This is a genomic window from Arthrobacter agilis (assembly GCF_006494655.1).
Lineage (GTDB): Bacteria > Actinomycetota > Actinomycetes > Actinomycetales > Micrococcaceae > Arthrobacter_D > Arthrobacter_D agilis.
Genome location: NZ_VHIM01000002.1, coordinates 176,043 through 192,404, shown reverse-complemented (window position 1 = coordinate 192,404; position 16,362 = coordinate 176,043). Strand labels below are relative to the sequence as shown.

At 67.8% G+C, this 16,362-nt stretch carries 12 protein-coding genes; 2 read left to right on the top strand and 10 right to left on the bottom strand.

Features of this window, described 5'->3' with window-relative positions; genetic code table 11:
* Window positions 1-89: 89 nt before the first annotated feature.
* The 5 genes from FJV46_RS03735 to FJV46_RS03715 all read right to left on the bottom strand — a co-directional run bounded on the left by FJV46_RS03735 (window position 90) and on the right by FJV46_RS03715 (window position 6,008).
* Window positions 90-2,066, bottom strand: coding sequence for a beta-galactosidase (locus tag FJV46_RS03735; protein ID WP_232008430.1), 1,977 nt, complete (start codon window positions 2,064-2,066; stop codon window positions 90-92).
* A gap of 87 nt (window positions 2,067-2,153) precedes the next feature.
* Entirely contained in the window at window positions 2,154-2,798 is a 645-nt protein-coding gene (locus FJV46_RS03730) for a hypothetical protein (protein ID WP_087029845.1), read from the bottom strand.
* On the bottom strand, window positions 2,795-3,715 hold the full coding sequence (locus tag FJV46_RS03725) for a carbohydrate ABC transporter permease (RefSeq protein ID WP_370684689.1): 921 nt from the start codon (window positions 3,713-3,715) through the stop codon (window positions 2,795-2,797). The genes FJV46_RS03730 and FJV46_RS03725 overlap by 4 nt, the downstream gene beginning before the upstream one ends.
* Entirely contained in the window at window positions 3,712-4,695 is a 984-nt protein-coding gene (locus tag FJV46_RS03720; protein ID WP_087029848.1) for a carbohydrate ABC transporter permease, read from the bottom strand. Before FJV46_RS03720 ends, FJV46_RS03725 begins: the two co-directional genes overlap by 4 nt.
* Before the next feature lie 20 nt (window positions 4,696-4,715).
* Window positions 4,716-6,008, bottom strand: coding sequence for an ABC transporter substrate-binding protein (locus FJV46_RS03715; RefSeq protein WP_087029851.1), 1,293 nt, complete (start codon window positions 6,006-6,008; stop codon window positions 4,716-4,718).
* Window positions 6,009-6,171: 163 nt separating this feature from the next.
* Between FJV46_RS03715 and FJV46_RS03710 the strand changes: the two genes are divergently transcribed.
* Entirely contained in the window at window positions 6,172-7,155 is a 984-nt protein-coding gene (locus FJV46_RS03710; RefSeq protein ID WP_087029853.1) for an acetylxylan esterase, read from the top strand.
* A 144-nt stretch (window positions 7,156-7,299) separates the two neighbouring features.
* On the opposite strand, the gene FJV46_RS03705 is transcribed toward FJV46_RS03710, so the two are convergent.
* The 5 genes from FJV46_RS03705 to FJV46_RS03685 form a co-directional block, all read right to left on the bottom strand.
* The gene (locus FJV46_RS03705) at window positions 7,300-7,749 is read right to left on the bottom strand and encodes a BLUF domain-containing protein (protein WP_232008431.1); all 450 of its coding nucleotides are present in this window, start codon (window positions 7,747-7,749) and stop codon (window positions 7,300-7,302) included.
* A 114-nt stretch (window positions 7,750-7,863) separates the two neighbouring features.
* Window positions 7,864-10,425, bottom strand: coding sequence for a rhamnogalacturonan lyase (locus FJV46_RS03700; protein ID WP_370684690.1), 2,562 nt, complete (start codon window positions 10,423-10,425; stop codon window positions 7,864-7,866).
* A 142-nt stretch (window positions 10,426-10,567) separates the two neighbouring features.
* Complete coding sequence (locus FJV46_RS03695; protein ID WP_087029857.1) at window positions 10,568-11,719, bottom strand: mannitol-1-phosphate 5-dehydrogenase; 1,152 nt, start codon at window positions 11,717-11,719, stop codon at window positions 10,568-10,570.
* The gene (locus FJV46_RS03690; protein WP_087029860.1) at window positions 11,719-13,710 is read right to left on the bottom strand and encodes a PTS mannitol transporter subunit IICBA; all 1,992 of its coding nucleotides are present in this window, start codon (window positions 13,708-13,710) and stop codon (window positions 11,719-11,721) included. Before FJV46_RS03690 ends, FJV46_RS03695 begins: the two co-directional genes overlap by 1 nt.
* Window positions 13,711-13,772: 62 nt before the next feature.
* Window positions 13,773-14,501 carry a TetR/AcrR family transcriptional regulator gene (locus tag FJV46_RS03685; protein ID WP_087029864.1) on the bottom strand — a complete coding sequence of 243 codons (729 nt, stop codon included), beginning with the start codon at window positions 14,499-14,501 and terminating at the stop codon, window positions 13,773-13,775.
* A gap of 119 nt (window positions 14,502-14,620) precedes the next feature.
* Here FJV46_RS03685 and ptsP point away from each other — a divergent pair, with 119 nt between their 5' ends.
* Window positions 14,621-16,306 carry a phosphoenolpyruvate--protein phosphotransferase gene (gene ptsP, locus FJV46_RS03680; RefSeq protein ID WP_087029867.1) on the top strand — a complete coding sequence of 562 codons (1,686 nt, stop codon included), beginning with the start codon at window positions 14,621-14,623 and terminating at the stop codon, window positions 16,304-16,306.
* Window positions 16,307-16,362: the final 56 nt, after the last annotated feature.

Genomic DNA, 16,362 nt, shown 5'->3' with positions numbered 1-16,362 from the left:
GTAGGTCGGAGGACGCCTCTTCCGCTGTTCAGGAGAGTAGCCCGGCAGGCGTTGCGTCCGCCGTCGACCTGTGGTCCGGACGCGGGCTCTCAATGGTCCGTCAGCACGAGCGCGTAGCCGAAGGGCTGCAGCGTCACGCCGTCCACCTCACCACCGCCGAGCGCGTCCCTGCCGCGCACGACGACACCGGCCTCGTCCGCGCCGTGGTTGATGACGGTCAGCAGCCGGCCCCGGCGGATCGCCTCCACCATGGGTGGCAGGCCTGACAGCACGGGATCCACCCCGGCTCCGGCGAGCACCTGCCGCAGCAGCTGCTCCGCGCCGTCCTGGTCGGGCACGGTGGCGAGGTAGTAGGCACGACCGGCTCCACGGGCTGCGGTCGTGAAGGCGGGCCGCCCGTCCCCGCGACCGCCCTCGAACCGGGCGAGGACCTGCGCGTCCACGGCATGGACCTCCTCCGCCAGGAGGGACCCGGCGAAGGCGATCCCCTCCCCCGCCACCTGCGCGTACTGCTGGCCCGGAGCCGTCGACTCCGTCGGGACCAGCGCGCCGAAATCCTCGATCACCACTCCCAGCAGATCGCGCAGCTGCGTCCCGAAGCCACCGGGGCGGAACCTGTCGTGCTCGTCGACCACATCGGTGAAGGCTGTCACCAGCAGATGCCCGCCTGCCTCGACGAAGCTCCGCAGGGTGGCGGCGGCCTGCGCCGTCAGGAGGTAGAGGTGGGGCGCGAGGACGACGTCGTACGGCGCCAGGTCCGCCGTCGGTGGCAGGAGGTCGACCTGCACGTGGAGGCGGTGGGCGGCGTCGTACCAGCCCCTCACGAGTGAGAGGTAGTCCAGCGGCACGGGGTGGTCGGGGTTCTCGATCGCCCACCAGTTCTCCCAGTCGAGGAGGATGGCCACGCGCGCCGAACCGTTGTCCGCGGGGAGGTCGGGGAGGGCATCGAGCTCGCGACCCAGCGCCACGACCTCCTGCCAGGTGCGCGTCGCGGTTCCGGCGTGCGGAAGCATGCCCGAGTGGAACTTCTCCGAACCTGCCCGGGACTGCCGCCACTGGAAGAAGAGGATGCCGTCCGCTCCGCGGGCCACCGCCTGCACGCTCTGCGCGGCGAGCTGGCCCGGCGCCTTCGGGGCGTTCGTGGGCCGCCAGTTGACCGCGTTGGAGGCCTGCTCCATGAGGAGCCAGGGCGTACCGGGCTTCAGTGACCGCATGAGGTCGCCGTGGAAGGCACCCTCACGGAAGCTCTCGGGATCATTGGGGTCCGGATAGAGGTCATCGCTGATCACATCGAGCTCGCCGGCCCACTGTGCGTAGTTCACGGGTTTGAAGGCTCCCATGAAGTTGGTGGTGATGGGTTGCCCTGCTCCCGCGGCCCGGATGATGTCCCGTTCCATGCGGTAGCACTCGAGCAGCATGTCCGAGGTGAATCGGCGGTAGTCGAGCAACTGGCCTGGATTGTGGCTGTAGGGCGCGCGGCGCGGCGGGAAGACTTCGGCGAAGGAGCTGTAGCGCTGGGACCAGAACATGGTGCCCCAGGCTTCGTTCACGGCATCGATCGTGTCATACCGTCGCTGGAGCCATCGGCGGAACGCATCGCGCGCAGCGTCCGAATAGTCGATGTTCAGGTGGCAGCCGTACTCGTTGTTCACGTGCCAGAGGACGACGGCGGGGTGCGCGGCGTAGCGTTCGGCGATCTTCGTGACGAGCGCAGCCGCGAGTCCGCGGTAGGCGGGCGAGGACGGAGCGTAGTGCTGCCGGCTCCCGTGCCAGTAGGGCGTGCCGTTCTCGTCGGCCGCGAGCATCTCCGGGTAGGCGACGGTGGCCCAGGGCGGTGGTGAGGCGGTGGCTGTCGCAAGGTCGACGGCGATACCGCCCTCGTGCAGCATCCCGATGATGCGGTCTAGCCATGCGAAGTCGAACTCGTGCTCGGAGGGCTGGATGCGTGCCCAGGAGAAGATGCCCAGGCTCACCATCGTGACACCGGCTTCCTGCATACGGGCGACGTCCTCCGGCCACACCTCCTCGGGCCACTGTTCGGGGTTGTAGTCGGCGCCGTAGTGCACGTGGTCTCCTGGGATCGGGCGGGGATGCGGGGTTGGGGCTGGTGACGGTCCGCGACCTGTGCGCGGTCGGGGTGCGGGTCGGCGCCGTCAGGTACGGCGCCGACGCTCGCGCACCGACGTCGCAAGGGCGGCGAAGACCAGGCAGCCCACACCCGGGATGATCAGGGGCGGCAGTTGCCATGCGACCACCGCGGTGAGGACGACGGCGGCGGCGAGCCAGAGAATGCCGGCCGGGTCGTCGCGTGCGTCCCTGACCCAGAGGAGCGCCGCGGCCTGCCACGACCGCGTCGTGTGCCAGCGGGCGGTGGTGCCGGCGAGCCCGCACAGCAGTCCGACCAGCAGGAGGACCCCGGCCCCGAGGACGAGCTGCCCGCCGGGCAGGAGCCCCGAGGTGGCGACGACGATGTCGAGGAGCAGGAGGGACGCCGCGACGACGACGCCGATCCCGGCGGGCCAGCCACGCCTCAGCGCCGCGCCGAAGTCGCTCACGAACTGTCTCACCGTGGAGTCCTCGGCGCGGAGGAAGCGGTGCAGGTGCGCCGACCCGGCGGCGAGGGATGCCGGGATGGTGATGACCCCGAGGGCCGCGACGCAGCACAGGACGCCTACCCAGAGCACCTCGCCGAACAGGGCGAACTTCGCCGTCGCCCCCGGCCAGCGCACGGCGCTGCCGTCACGGACGGCCGCAAGGCGTCCACGCTCGGCCGCTGCGTCGCGCCGGCTCGGTGTCATCCCTTGAGGCCCTGCGTGGCGACTCCGTCGACGAGGAACCGCTGGAAGATGATGAAGAACAGCATCACGGGCAGCAGGGCCAGCACGGAGATGGCGATCGTGGCGCCGTAGTCCGAGGTGCTCGTCTGGTCGTTGAAGATGCGCAGGGCCAGGGGCAACGGGTACTTGTCCGGCGAGTTCAGGTAGAGGAGCGGTCCGAGGAAGTCGTTCCAGCTCCAGATGAACGCGAAGATCGACGAGGTGATGAGGGCGGGCTTGATCAGCGGCAGCGTGATGGACAGGAAGATCCGCCCGTGGCCGCAGCCGTCGATGCGCGCGGCCTCATCGAGTTCACGGGGCAGGTTGCGGATGAACTGCACCATCAGGAAGACGAAGAACGCCTCGGTGGCCAGGAACTTCCCGGCGAGCAGCGGCCAGAAGGTGTCGATCAGGCCCAGGTTCCGGAAGATGATGTACTGCGGGATGATCAGCACGTGGAACGGGAGGAGCAGTGTCCCGATCATCGCCGCGAACAGGATCTTGCTGCCCCGGAAGTTGATCCGCGAGAAGGCGTAGGCGGCCATCGACGAGGAGATGACGGTGCCGATCACGGCCCCGACGCCGAGGATGAGCGAGTTGAGGAAGAATTTCCACGTGGGAATGCCTGCGATGCCCTGCATGACCTTCACGAAGTTGTCGAAGGTGGGATTCTCCGGGAAGAACCCCTGGTTGCTGCCGAACTCCGAGTTCGGCTTGAGCGACGCCGAGACCATCCACAGGAGCGGATAGAGCACGACCGCCGTCAGGGCGAGGATCCCCACGATCCAGAGGGCAGTCGGGATGTGGCGGCGCATGGGCCGCCGGCGCGGGCCGGACTGCCTGCGGTTCTCCGGGTCCACCGGCACCGGTACGGCAGGGTTCGATTCGATAGTGGTCACTTGGAGTCTCCTGCGTAGTGGACCCAGTTCTTGGAGGTGCGGAAGAGGATGAAGGCCAGGACTCCGACGGCGAGCAGCAGGACCCAGGCCATGGCCGAGGCGTAGCCCATCTGGTTGTTGGTGAACGCCCGGGTGTAGAGGTACACCGTGTAGAAGTTGGTGGCACCGCCGGGCCCGCCCGTCCCCGACCCGATGATGTAGGCCGACGCGAAGATCTGGAAGGCGTTGATCATCTCGAGCAACAGGTTGAAGAAGATGACCGGGGAGAGCATCGGGATGGTGACACTGATGAACTTGCGCCAGGCCTTGGCGCCGTCCACGGAAGCCGCCTCGTAGAGTTCGGCGGGGACGCCCTTGAGGCCTGCGAGGAAGATGACCATGGGGGCCCCGAACTGCCAGACGGCAAGGAGGATCATCATCGGCATGATCAGGGACGGATTCCCGATCCAGCCACCCATGGTGATGCCGAAGAGGCTCAGCGTTCCGTCCACGGGTCCGTCGGTGGAGAACATGGCGCGCCACACGATCGCGATGCTGACGCTGGCCCCGATGAGGCTCGGTGCGTAGAAGGCGGACCGGAAGAACGCCGTCCCGCGGGCCTTGTAGTTCAGCAGCATGGCCACCGCGAGCGCGGCTGCGAGCTTGATCGGCGTGCCCACGAGCACATAGATCAGGGTGATCTTCACCGAGCCCCAGAAGCGGTCGTCATTGGCCATCCGGGTGAGGTTGTCCAGGCCCGTCCACTCCGGGGCGGTGAAGAGGTTGTAGTCCGTGAAGGCCAGATACAGGGAGGCCAGCATGGGACCGAGGGTGAGCCCGACGAAGCCGAGCAGCCAGGGCGAGAGGAAGACGTAGCCCGCGACCGAGTCCCGGCGCGGACGGCGCCGCCGGGGCGTGCCCGTCCGGCGGAGGTCCGCCGGACGGGTACCGGAAGCGGCGGTGCGATGTGTTGTTGGCGCGTGCGCCGAATCCGTGGTCACGGGCTGACTCCCTTGAACTGCTAGTTTCCGAGCGTGACGGCTGCTTCGTCGAAGAACTGCTTGGCGGCGTCCTCCGGCGTGACGGCGCCCAGGCCGATCGACTTGCCCAGGTCCCAGAAGGTCTGCTCGATGGCCCCGAAGCCGTTCACCGGTGCTGCCGGGGATTCACCGATACGATCCTCGATGGAGTCGAGGTAGTCCTTGACGGCCTTGTCGGGTCCTTCGAGATTCGCGCCCTCGAGCTGTGTCTCGGAGGCGGGGATGCCGAGCGTGGCGCCGAAGATCTCGCCGACCTCCGGGCTGTTGATGAGGAAGTCGATGAAGGTCGCAGCGGCTTCCGGGTGCTCCGTGGACGCCGACGCGGCCTGCATGAGGCCGACCTTGCGGTACAGATCCTTCTCGTCCGGGTTGCTGGTCGGAGGAGCGACGATGGTCAGCTCCTCGGCACCCGAATCACCGAGGTACCCGCCGAGGAAGTTGCTCCAGCTCATCTCGCTGGTGGTCAGGTTTCCGCCGAAGCCGGATACCGGGTTGATCTCCTCGAGCTTGCTCTGGGGTACGGTCACGTCCTCGCGGTTCTCCTGGCCGGACTTCCAGTGCTCCGCCAGTTCTTCCTGCGTGAAGTTGAGCTCGCCCTCGTCCGTGAAGAGCTCGCGGCCCTCCTGGCGCAGCTTCAGCTCGAGATCCTGGATCCGCTGGGTGGTGTCCGAGCCGCCGTAGACCGTGCCGTCGCCGGCCTCCGTGACGGAGGCCATGTAGGAGTTGTAGTCCTCCCAGCTCGTGCCACCCTCGTAGGGTTCCACTCCGACCTCCGCGAGCAGACCCGGGTTCTGGAACACCGACCAGGCGCTGTAGCCGGTGGGAATGGCGAAGGTGCCGTCCTCCAGCTTGCCGGTGGCCAGGAGGTTCTCGTCGATCGCCTCCGTGGTGATGGCGCCGCCGAAGTAGTCCTCGAGGTTCAGGAGCAGTCCGTTGTCCCCGTACTGGCGGAGGTAGGTGTAGTCGAACTGCATGACATCCGGCAGTCCCCCGCCTGCAGCCTCGGTCTGCCGCTTCTCCCAGTAGGAGGGGTAGTCGGTGAAGGTGTCGTTGATCGTGATGTTGGGGTACTGCTCCTCGAACGCGGCGATCGCCTCGTCATAGCGGGATGCACGATCGTCGTTGCCCCAGAACGTGTAGTTGAGGGTGATCTGCTCTTCGGTGTCGAGGGCGGCCGGCTCATTCCCGCCGCCACCGCAACCGGTCAGGACCAATCCGGTGGCGGCCAGGGCCGCGACCCCCGTCAGGGTGCGCCGTGAGAGTGTGCGGAACATCTTTGTCCTCCTGGGAAACTTCATTGTCAGCCATCGTGGAACGCCCGTGGGAAAGCGTTATCCCACAGAGTAAGTTGAATCGTATCAATGGTCAACAGCACGCCCGGATCCTGCGCAGCCGCCACCTATCTTCGCGCATGATCAGCATGAAAGGATGCATCCCATGCCTCACTTCGACCTTCCTCTTCCGAAACTGCAGGGCTATCGGCCGGAACGCGACGAGCCTGCGGACTACGACGCCTTCTGGGACCGCACGCTCGCCGAGCAGCGCGCCCACGCGCTCGCTCCCGTGTTCGAGGAGATCGACGCCGGCTACTCGCAGCTCGTCACCGAGGATGTGACCTTCGCAGGCTTCGACGGGCAACCCGTCAAGGCCTGGCTGCTCCGGCCGCGGCACGTCGATGGCCCTCTGCCGACCGTTGTCACCTACATCGGCTACGGGGGCGGCCGCGGACTGCCCGGCGAGTGGACGGGACTGCCCAGTGCGGGCTACGCCCACTTCGTCATGGACCTCCGGGGCCAGGGAAGCGGACACCGGACGGGTGACACGGCGGACGGCGCCCTGACCGGCCCGCATCACGGCGGCTTCATGACCCTCGGGATCGGCACGCCGGACACCTACTACTACCGGCGGCTGTTCGTGGATGCGGTCCATGCCGTCGAAGCTGCCCAGGCCCACCCCGCGGTGGATGCCTCCCGGACCATCATCTCGGGGGGCAGCCAGGGCGGCGGCATCACCCTCGCGGTGGCCGCCCTGGTCCAGCGGGTGAACGACACGCCGCCGATCGGCGCGATCGTCGACGTCCCCTTCCTCGCGCACATGCGGCATGCCACCGAGATCGTGGACACGGCTCCCTATTCGGAGCTCGTGAGCTACCTCCGGACCAGGCGGAACGACGTCGACGCGGTCTTCCGGACACTCAGCTACTTCGACGGCGTCAACTTCGCAGCCCGCAGCACGATGCCGGCCATGTTCTCCGTCGGTCTGCTCGACGACGTGTGCCCGCCGTCGTGCGTGTTCGCCGCCCACAATCATTACGCCGGGCCAGCCAGCATGAAGGTGTACCCCTACAACGGCCACGAACAGGGCGGCGCCTTCCAGGACGTCGAGCACCTGCGGTTCATCCGTGGGCTCGTGGGCGGCTGATCCCCGGCCACCCTCCTGTCGGCCGCCGCGTCCCACGGCGCTCGGGCTGCTCCCGGTGCCGGCGGCAGGCTCGGGCTGCTTCCGGCGTCGGCGGCAGCCCGCCGCCGACGATTCGCGGGGTTGCTGCGGCTTCCGGCAGATCCGTCAGCGCAGCTGGATGGCGCGATCCTGGAACCAGCGGATGAGTTCCTTCAACGCCTCGAGCGAGCGGGTCGGGTCCTGCTCACCCTCGAGGTCGGAGAATGTGCTGCGGTAGCCCGGCACCTCGTCCGCAAGGCTCTCGGACATGGGCTCGTAGCCCATCGTCCAGTCCGGGAACTGCCGCTCGTCGATGGTCTCCTGCAGCAGGACCCGCACATCCGTGTGCTCGGGGTCGGCGGCGATGATGGACATGCGGCGCCGCAGGGCGTCCTCGGGACCCTCCAGCACCTGGAGGAAGCGTCCGTTGCGATACAGGAGCATGCCCGTCAGGTCGTGCCGCGCATTGTTGTCCCTGCTCAGCGCCAGGAGCGCCCCGAGGTCCGCGTCGTCGTAGGGGTGAGCGGCGCTGCTGGAATAGACGATCGACAGCAGGTTGCGCGAGGTATGGGTCACACGTGCCAATCTACCGAAGAATCGGGGTGGCCGACGAGCCGATCCGGGGCCTGACCCGGTAGGGCCGCGTGCCCGTCCGCACGCGGCCCTACCGGAGCCCCTCGTCCGCCCCCGTCAGCGCAGGGCCGGGAGTATCGATGCCACCGCGTGGTCGAGCGCGGCACGTGCCTCCGGCGTGACCGACCCGGGCCTGTCCTTCGCCAGCCGTCCGAGGAACTTCTCCAGCTCCCGAGCGGCGTTGCCGGCCTGGTCCCGTTCGATAGCCCGTTCGGCCTGATCGAGTGAGGCGCGCAGCTGCTGCACGGCGGGACCTGTGATGTCACCCGACACGACGAATCCTTCGAACTGGCGCTGCGCGGCAGGCAGCGCTCCGGGCAGGAAGGCATCGGGAACGGGAACCTGCGTGACGTCGGTGTCCGAGGCCAGGTAGAAGCCGGTGTAGGCGGGCTGGTTGTAGGAGGTGTTCTGCCGGGCGATCTCCGCCCGGTACTGGGGATCGTGCATGAGCGTGTACAGCTTCCGGTCCGTCACCTCGGTGCTCGTGAGAATCCGGATGGCCGAGCTGTCCGTGGTGCGCACGAGCAGCTCCTCCCGCCAGTCTCCGAACACGTCCGCGACGAGCGACGGCGTGCCCTTGGTCCCGTTGTTCGTCCGGGTGCCGGCTGCGGTCAGGAGGCGCCCGCGCTGCGCGTCGTCGATCCCGGCGTCCTGGTTTCCGGCACCGTTGACGATCTGCGTGGTGCCGTCCGCCGCCCACCGGATACTCATGTTCGTACCCGGGCCGTTACCGGGCAGGGGGTCGCCGCTCGCGGAGCGGAGCCCCACGGCCCAGTTCTCCAGCCCCCGGACCGTCGGATCGATGTCGCCGATCATGCCGCGACCGGTGTCCTTGCCGGTGTAGCCGCCGAAGAGGACCTCCCCGTCGGCGGCGTCGCGCATCACCCATCCGTACGGCGCATACGCTGCACCCTCGTGGACCGAGAAGATCTCGAGGCCCGGCCTGTCAGGATCGATGTCGGCCACGTGCATGGCGTCACCGTGCCCGAGCTTCGCCTCGGTTCCGGGCGCGGCACTGCCTGCCGGAAGAGTATCGAAGGAGCTGTAGAGCAGCGACCCGTCGTCGTCGATCGTCGCGCTCCCGTACACGATCTCGTGCTTGCCGTCGCCGTCGACATCGGCTGCGCTCAGCGAGTGGAAGCCCTGCCCTGCGAGCGTGCCGAACTCCTCGCTGGAGCCCGTCCCGCCGTGCGGGCCGTCGTTGAAGGGGTTGGACATGGGCACGTGCCCCGAGTCCACGGTCCAGTCCTGCGTCAGCCGGCTGCCGTCCCAGCTGTAGGCCACGATCGTTGCCCGCGTGTAGTAGCCGCGGGCGAAGACTGCCGAGGGGTTCTCGCCGTCGAGATAGGCCACTCCCGCGAGGAAGCGGTCCACCCTGTTCCCGGGCTCGATACGCGACATCGCGTAATCTCCCCACAGCAGGCCGTCGTCCCCGCGTCCCGGCTCGTACGGGATGGTCTCGAGTTCGCGTCCCGTCTCGCCGTCGAACACGCTGAGGTACTCGGACCCGTCCACCACGAAGCCCTCGAAGGCCCTGAGGTTGTTGCGGGTGCTCCGCGACGGTGCGTAGACGTCCACGAAGTAGTCGGCCATGGACCGCGCATCGGCCTCGGAGAGCGGATAGTCGTACCGCTGCTCGATCCCGAACGCCTCCTCGAGGGTGGCGGGCCAGTTCCCCGCGACGACTTCCGGATGATCCCGCCACCCCTGGAACATGTCGACGACGTGCTCGAAGTAGCCGTCGGCACTCATGCGGTAGTCGTCGGAGTGCTGCACCCCCGCGGCGACGTCGGACTCCGGCAGGGTCACGTACTCCTCGGCGATCACCTCTCCGTCGGGGCCGTAGGTGGTGGTCTTCGTGCCGGGGGCCGTCTTCATCATCATCTCGGAACGGCCGTCGCCGTCGAAGTCCGAGACCATGAACTGCGTATAGTGCGCGCCCGATCGGATGTTGACGCCCAGGTCCACGCGATTGAGCAGGCGACCGTCGAGCGTGTACGTGTCGATGAAGGTGTTTCCCGTGTAGCCGACCTGCGAGACGTCCTTCGAGTTCGAAGGATCCCACTGGACGATGAACTCGTAGGCGCCATCGCCGGTCACGTCACCGACACTCATGTCGTTGGCCGAGTAGGTGTAGGGCTCCCCCGCCGGCGTGACGCCGTCGGCCGGTTTGACCAGGGGAAGATCGATGGAGGCCTGGGCCCACGGCGAGGTCTCCGCGCTGCGTTCCACCTCCACGCCGTCGACGACGGTGCCGATGCTGTACACGGCGGTCGACACGTCGCCGGCACTGGAGGTGTCGAGGTAGTTGGTGCTGTCCGTGACGGTGGCGATGCGTTCCCCGTCGCGATACACCGTGAAGTCGGCACCGGTGAGCCCCGCTGCCGTCGCACCGGTGGTGTCGGTGGCGAGGAAGCGCCAGCTGAGGAAGACACCGTCCGGGGTGGTGGCGGCGACGACGCCACGATCGAGGTACTCGAGCTGTACGCCTTCGATCGGCGCCGCGTTGGACGGGCCCTGGGCCATCGCCGGGACGGACAGCCCTGAGAGTGTGAGGAGTGCGCCGGTGGCGAGCGCCACGCAGGCCGAGGTTGCTGTTTTCTGTGCTGAACTCATCATTGAATCCCTTGGTTGGAAAACGCTTTCCTTAACAACCTAGGATTCGGTCAGCTGTTCGTCAAGAGCAGGCGTCCGCAGGAACGGGGAAAGGGAGCAGCCTCGGCCGCTCCCTTTCTCCGTTCCTGCTCCCTGCCGCTCCGGTCTACGCGGCGGGGTGGCCCTGCACATGCTGCTCGATGAGCTCCCGGACCGACGCGTACAGCGGATGGTCCGCCGCCAGGCCCGTGATCGACGTCGTCGCCTCGCCGGGCTCCTGCACCGCCAGGATCTCCGCCAGGGCACCAACCTCCGGATCCTCCGGAGCCCTGAAGGACAACGCGGCCCGCATGGCCTCGAGCAGGGCAGCGGGGTGCACACCCTGTTCAGCCAGCTCGGCGGCCGGGCCGACGAAGCGCTCGTGCCGGCTCAGCTTCCGCAGGGGAGCCCGCCCCACGCGCACCACCGTGTCCGGCAGGTGGTGGTTGGTGAAGCGGCGCAGGATCTTCTGCACGTACGCTTCCTGCTCCGCCTCGTCGAATCCGTGCTTGGACACCAGCAACTGCTTGGTCTCCGCCAGGACGGCGCGCACCCTGTCCGCGATGGCGTGGTCCGCCATGGCATCGGCGATCTTCTCCACGCCGGCCGCGTACCCGAAGTAGGCCGCCGAGGCGTGACCGGTGTTCACCGTGAACAGCTTGCGCTCGATATACGGGGCAAGGTCGTCCACGTAGGTGGCGCCGGGAATCTCCGGCACGTTCCCTGCGAACGGCGTGCGATCGATGACCCACTCGAAGAAGGTCTCCACCGTCACGTCGAGGCCCTGTCCCGCAGCCTGGTTCGGCACGATCCGGTCCACCGCGGTGTTCGCGAACACCGCACGGTCAGCGAGGTCCGCACCCTCGTACGCCTGCTCCACCTCACTGCGCAGGAGGTCCGTCGCGTTGATGGCGTTCTCGCAGGCCATCACCTGCAAGGGTGCCTGGCCGTCGGCGCGGCCGGCGATCCCCCGCGCGATCACCGGAGCGAGGAACTTCAGGACGTTCGGTCCCACGGCCGTGGTGACGATGTCAGCGCTTCCGATCTCCGCGACCACGTCGTCCTCCTGTGACCGCGAATTCAGCGCACGGTAGTTGTCGACGGTCCGGACCGCCGGCTCCTCACCGACCTCGTGGACGTCGTAGCTGGGGGTTGAAGCCAGCTGGTCGATCAGGGCGTCCGCGACGTCGGCGAAGACCACCTCGTACCCGGCCTCGTGGAGCAGGAGCCCCACGAAACCGCGTCCGATGTTGCCGGCACCGAAATGTACTGCCTTCACTAAGCGTTCACCTTTCCGAAGAGAGCGAGGACCTCGTCCACGGACGTCGCCTGGTCCAGCTTCGCGACCTGGTCCTTGTCCGAGAAGACCCGGGCGATCGCGGACAGGATGGACAGGTGCTCGTTGTTGACGCCGGCGACACCGACCACGAACTTGACCTGCTTGCCGTTCCAGTCGATGCCCTCCGGGTACCGGACGATCGACACGGCGGACCGCTTGATGAGGTCCTTCGCAGCGTTGGTACCGTGCGGGATGGCGAGGAAGTTGCCCATGTAGGTGGGCACGGATTTCTCGCGCTCGTGCATCGCGGCGACGTAGGTGCCGTCCACGGCGCCGCGGTCGACCAGCAGTCGGCCCGCCTCGTCGATGGCGTCCTGCTGCGTGGTCGCCCGACCGTTCAGGACGACACTCTCATGGGCGAGGACATCGCTGCCACCCTCGTCGTGGGAGTCGTCATTGCTGACGTCGTCGGCCTCGGACGCAGCTGCCGCAGGCATCGGGGTCTTCGGGTCGACGCCGCTCTCGGCCGCCGCACTGGCGCGGACCAGCTCCACGATCTCGTCGTAGCGCGGGCTGTTCATGAAGTTGTCGACGGCGACGTGCGTGGCACCCTGCGTCAGGGGCTCGGCGCGGGCGGCGAGATCCTGGTGCGTCACGACGACGTCGTAGTCGTCCTTCAGATTGGCGATGGCCAGGTTGGTGACCTTGACGTCCGGGAAGCCGGCCGCCTTGATCTTGTTGCGGAGCACCGAGGCGCCCATCGCGGAGGAGCCCATGCCGGCGTCGCAGGCGAAGACGATGTTACGGATGGGTCCGTCGGTCGCCGCGGAGGAGCTGAAGCTGCCGGAGACGGAGCTCTTCTTGCCCTTCAGACCCTCCATCTTGGCTGCGGCACCTGCGATGTCGTCGTCGGTGGACTTGGAGGTCTTGAGGATGACGGAGCCGATGAGGAAGGAGACCGCTGCGGCCATCAGGACGGACAGCGTGACGCCGACGAAGCTGTCCGACGCCGTCGCGGCGTACACCGCGATGATGCTGCCGGGTGCCGCGGGAGAGCGGAGGCCGGCTCCCGTGAGGACCAGCGTGAAGATGCCGGCCATGCCGCCGCCGATCACGGCGAGGACCATGAGGGGCTTCATCAGGACGTACGGGAAGTAGATCTCGTGGATGCCGCCGAGGAACTGGATGATGATGGCACCGGGCGCCGAGGCCTTGGCCATGCCGCGGCCGAAGATTGCGTAGGCGAGGAGGAGTCCGAGACCCGGACCGGGGTTGGCCTCGAGCAGGAACAGGAGGGACTTGCCGTTCTCGGTGGCTTCCTGGGTGGCGAGCGGGGTGAGGACGCCGTAGTTGATGGCGTTGTTGAGGAAGAGGATCTTCGCGGGCTCGATCAGGATGCTGGTGAACGGCAGGAGCCCGTTGCTGACGAGGAAGTCCACGCCCCGGCCGGCGGCGTCACTGAACAGGGTCACGACGGGGCCGACGGCGAGCAGGCCGAAGACGGCCATGATCGCCGCGAAGATCCCGGCGGAGAAGTTGTTGACGAGCATCTCGAACCCGGGGCGGATCTTGCCGTCCCAGATGGAGTCGATCTTTTTCATGAGGTACGCGGTGAGCGGACCCATGATCATGGCGCCGATGAACATCGGGATGCTCGTCCCGACGATCACGCCCATGGTGGCCGCCGCACCGACCACGCCGCCGCGGGTCTCGTAGACCATCTTGCCGCCGGTGTAGCCGATGAGGAGCGGCAACAGGTAGGTGATCATGGGGCCGACCAGCCCGATGTTCGGATCTCCCGCCGCGTTCTCTCCGAATCCACCGAGCACGGGCACGGGGAAGTACCCGGCCTCGATGAACAGGGCCGTGATGAGCCCCCAGGCGATGAACGCGCCAATGTTGGGCATGATCATCCCGGACAGGAACGTCCCGAACTTCTGTACGCGGACCCGGGCACTGGTGCCGGATCGTGCCTCTACTTGTGTTGCCACATTCTTTCCTAACCGTTGTCCCCGCAACTCTGCCGGGATGGATGGGTGGTGGGTGAAGCGCGTCAGCTCCCGGATCTGCTGGAGATCCGCTGGAGCCATTCGAGGAAGAGCTTGAGTTCCGAACTGGAGAGCTGGTCCGGATGTGAGGACTGCAGCGCTGCGTTCAAGGCGATCGCAGCCACGACGACGGACGGGGTGCCCTCGGTCTCGGTCACCGGGTCCGACTCCGATGTGGTGGCGACGGCGGAGATCACGGCCTCCCGCGTCATGGCGGACAGCTCGAGGTTCCGTTTCGCCGCCGGTTCGGCGATCAACATGAGGGTCACGCCGATGTTGGCGGCGAGCATGCTCCGTGCCGCTTCGTGCGGAGTGACCACGAGGCGCGACGCCTCGGCGGCGCGCGCCAGGACCTCCTCGAGGAAGGCCTCCGCGCTGGCGACCATCGAGGGGCGGCGTTCGGGCCGGATGTTCCCGAACATGACCAGGTAGAGGTGCGGATGGTCGAGCCCGAACTGCACGTGGTTGTCCCAGTGCATCCGGAGGTCCTCGATGGGTTGCCCCGAGGTGGGGAGGCTTCGTTCAGCGCCGAGATACTCGGAGAAGCCTTCCGCGACGACGGCGTCGAACAGGCCTTCCTTGTCACCGAAGTGGTGGTAGAGCGTCGGCGCCGACACCCGGGCGGCTTCCGTGACCTGTCGGGTGGAGACAGGCTCGCCGTTGGATTCCGCGAGCAAAGCCGCAGCAGCCCTCAGCAGCCGTGTCTTAGGCGCGGGTTCGCCTACTTTTTTCATGCCTGCTACCGTAGCACCTATAGCGGCGTTATATGAAGTGGCTCACATCTGCTTTTTGCTTAGCGCGGCACAATGGTGCTAGACCGAGACCACGACCGGCAATGAGACGAGGACATTCAATGGAGAATTTCGCAGGGGTCGGAGTCAATCCCGGACGCGTCATCGGACCTGTTCGCCATATGCCGACACCCGTGAGCGAACCCCCCGCCGGTGAACGGAACGAGACGCCCGACGCCCCCGAAGAGGCCGTCGCGACCCTGAAGGCGGCGTCGAAGGCCGTGCAGGAGGAGTTGAAGCGCCGGGCGGGCATCGCCCAGGGTGACGCGAAGGCCGTCCTGCAGGCCACGTCCCTGATGGCGGCCGATCCTATGCTCCTGAAGGCTGCCACCAAGCTCATCAACAACGGCTCCTCCCCCGCGCGTGCAGTCTGGGAGGCCGGAGCCTCCGTCGCCGAGATGCTCCACAACCTCGGCGGGTACATGGCGGAACGGACCGCCGACGTCCTCGACGTCCGGGCGCGGATCGTGGCCGAACTGCGGGGGCTGCCTGCTCCCGGGGTCCCGACCTCGGACACCCCCTTCATCCTCGTCGCCGAGGACCTCGCCCCCGCCGATACGGCCACGCTGGACCCCACCGTGGTCCTCGCACTCGTGACCTCGGGTGGCGGACCGCAATCGCACACGGCCATCATCGCGCGCTCCATGGGCCTCCCGGCGGTCGTCGCCGCGGCCGGTGTCGACGACATCGAGAAGGACACGATCGTCTTCGTCGACGGTGCAGCAGGCACGATCGTCCTGAATCCCGGGGCGGAGGAGGAAGCCGCGGCGGAGGCCTACAAGGTTGCCGCGGAGGCGCTCTCGGTCTTCGACGGCACCGGCGTCACCTCGGACGGCCACGAGGTCCCGCTGCTCGCGAACGTGGGCGGGGCCAAGGACGCCGTCAAGGCGGCCGAGGCGAAGGCCCAGGGCGTGGGGCTGCTCCGCACCGAGTTCTGCTTCCTCGGACGGGATACCGAACCGACCGCTGAGGAGCAGGTCGAGGCGTACCAGGGCGTCTTCGACGCCTTCCCGGGCAAGAAGGTGGTGGTGCGCACGCTCGACGCCGGCGCCGACAAGCCGCTGCCCTTCCTCACGGACACGTCCGAACCCAATCCGGCCCTCGGGGTGCGGGGCTACCGCACCGACCTGACCTCTCCGGGTGTCCTCGAGCGCCAGCTCGCCGCCATCGCCGACGCCGCATCCCGCTCCTCGGCGGACGTCTGGGTCATGGCTCCCATGATCTCGACCGCCGAAGAGGCCGCCGACTTCGCCAAGCTGTGCAGTAGCGCCGGGCTCCAGACCCCGGGCGTCATGGTCGAGGTCCCCTCCGCCGCGCTGATGGCGGAGGCGATCCTCGGCGAGGTCGCGTTCGCGAGCCTCGGCACCAATGACCTGACGCAGTACACCATGGCGGCCGACCGTCAGCTCGGCTCCCTTGCCGCACTCAACAACTCCTGGCAGCCGGCCGTGCTCCGGATGGTCAGGCTGACGGTGGAGGGCTCGGCCGCCGAAGGCCACGCCAAGCCCGTGGGAGTGTGCGGGGAGGCTGCCGCCGATCCCGCTCTCGCCGTCGTCCTGGTGGGTCTCGGCGTCTCCACGCTGTCCATGACACCCCGTGCCCTCGCAGGCGTCGGAGCCGTCCTCAACAGCGTGACGCTCGAGGAGGCCCAGCGGATCGCCGGCATCGCGGTCGCGGCGCCGACGGCCGCGGAGGCCAAGGCCCGCGCGCGCGCCGAGCTGCCCGCGCTGGAATCGCTCGGCCTGTAGGAGCCACGGGCGGGTCGGGGGCCACGCGCTGCGCAGGGCCCGCTGACGCCGCCCCT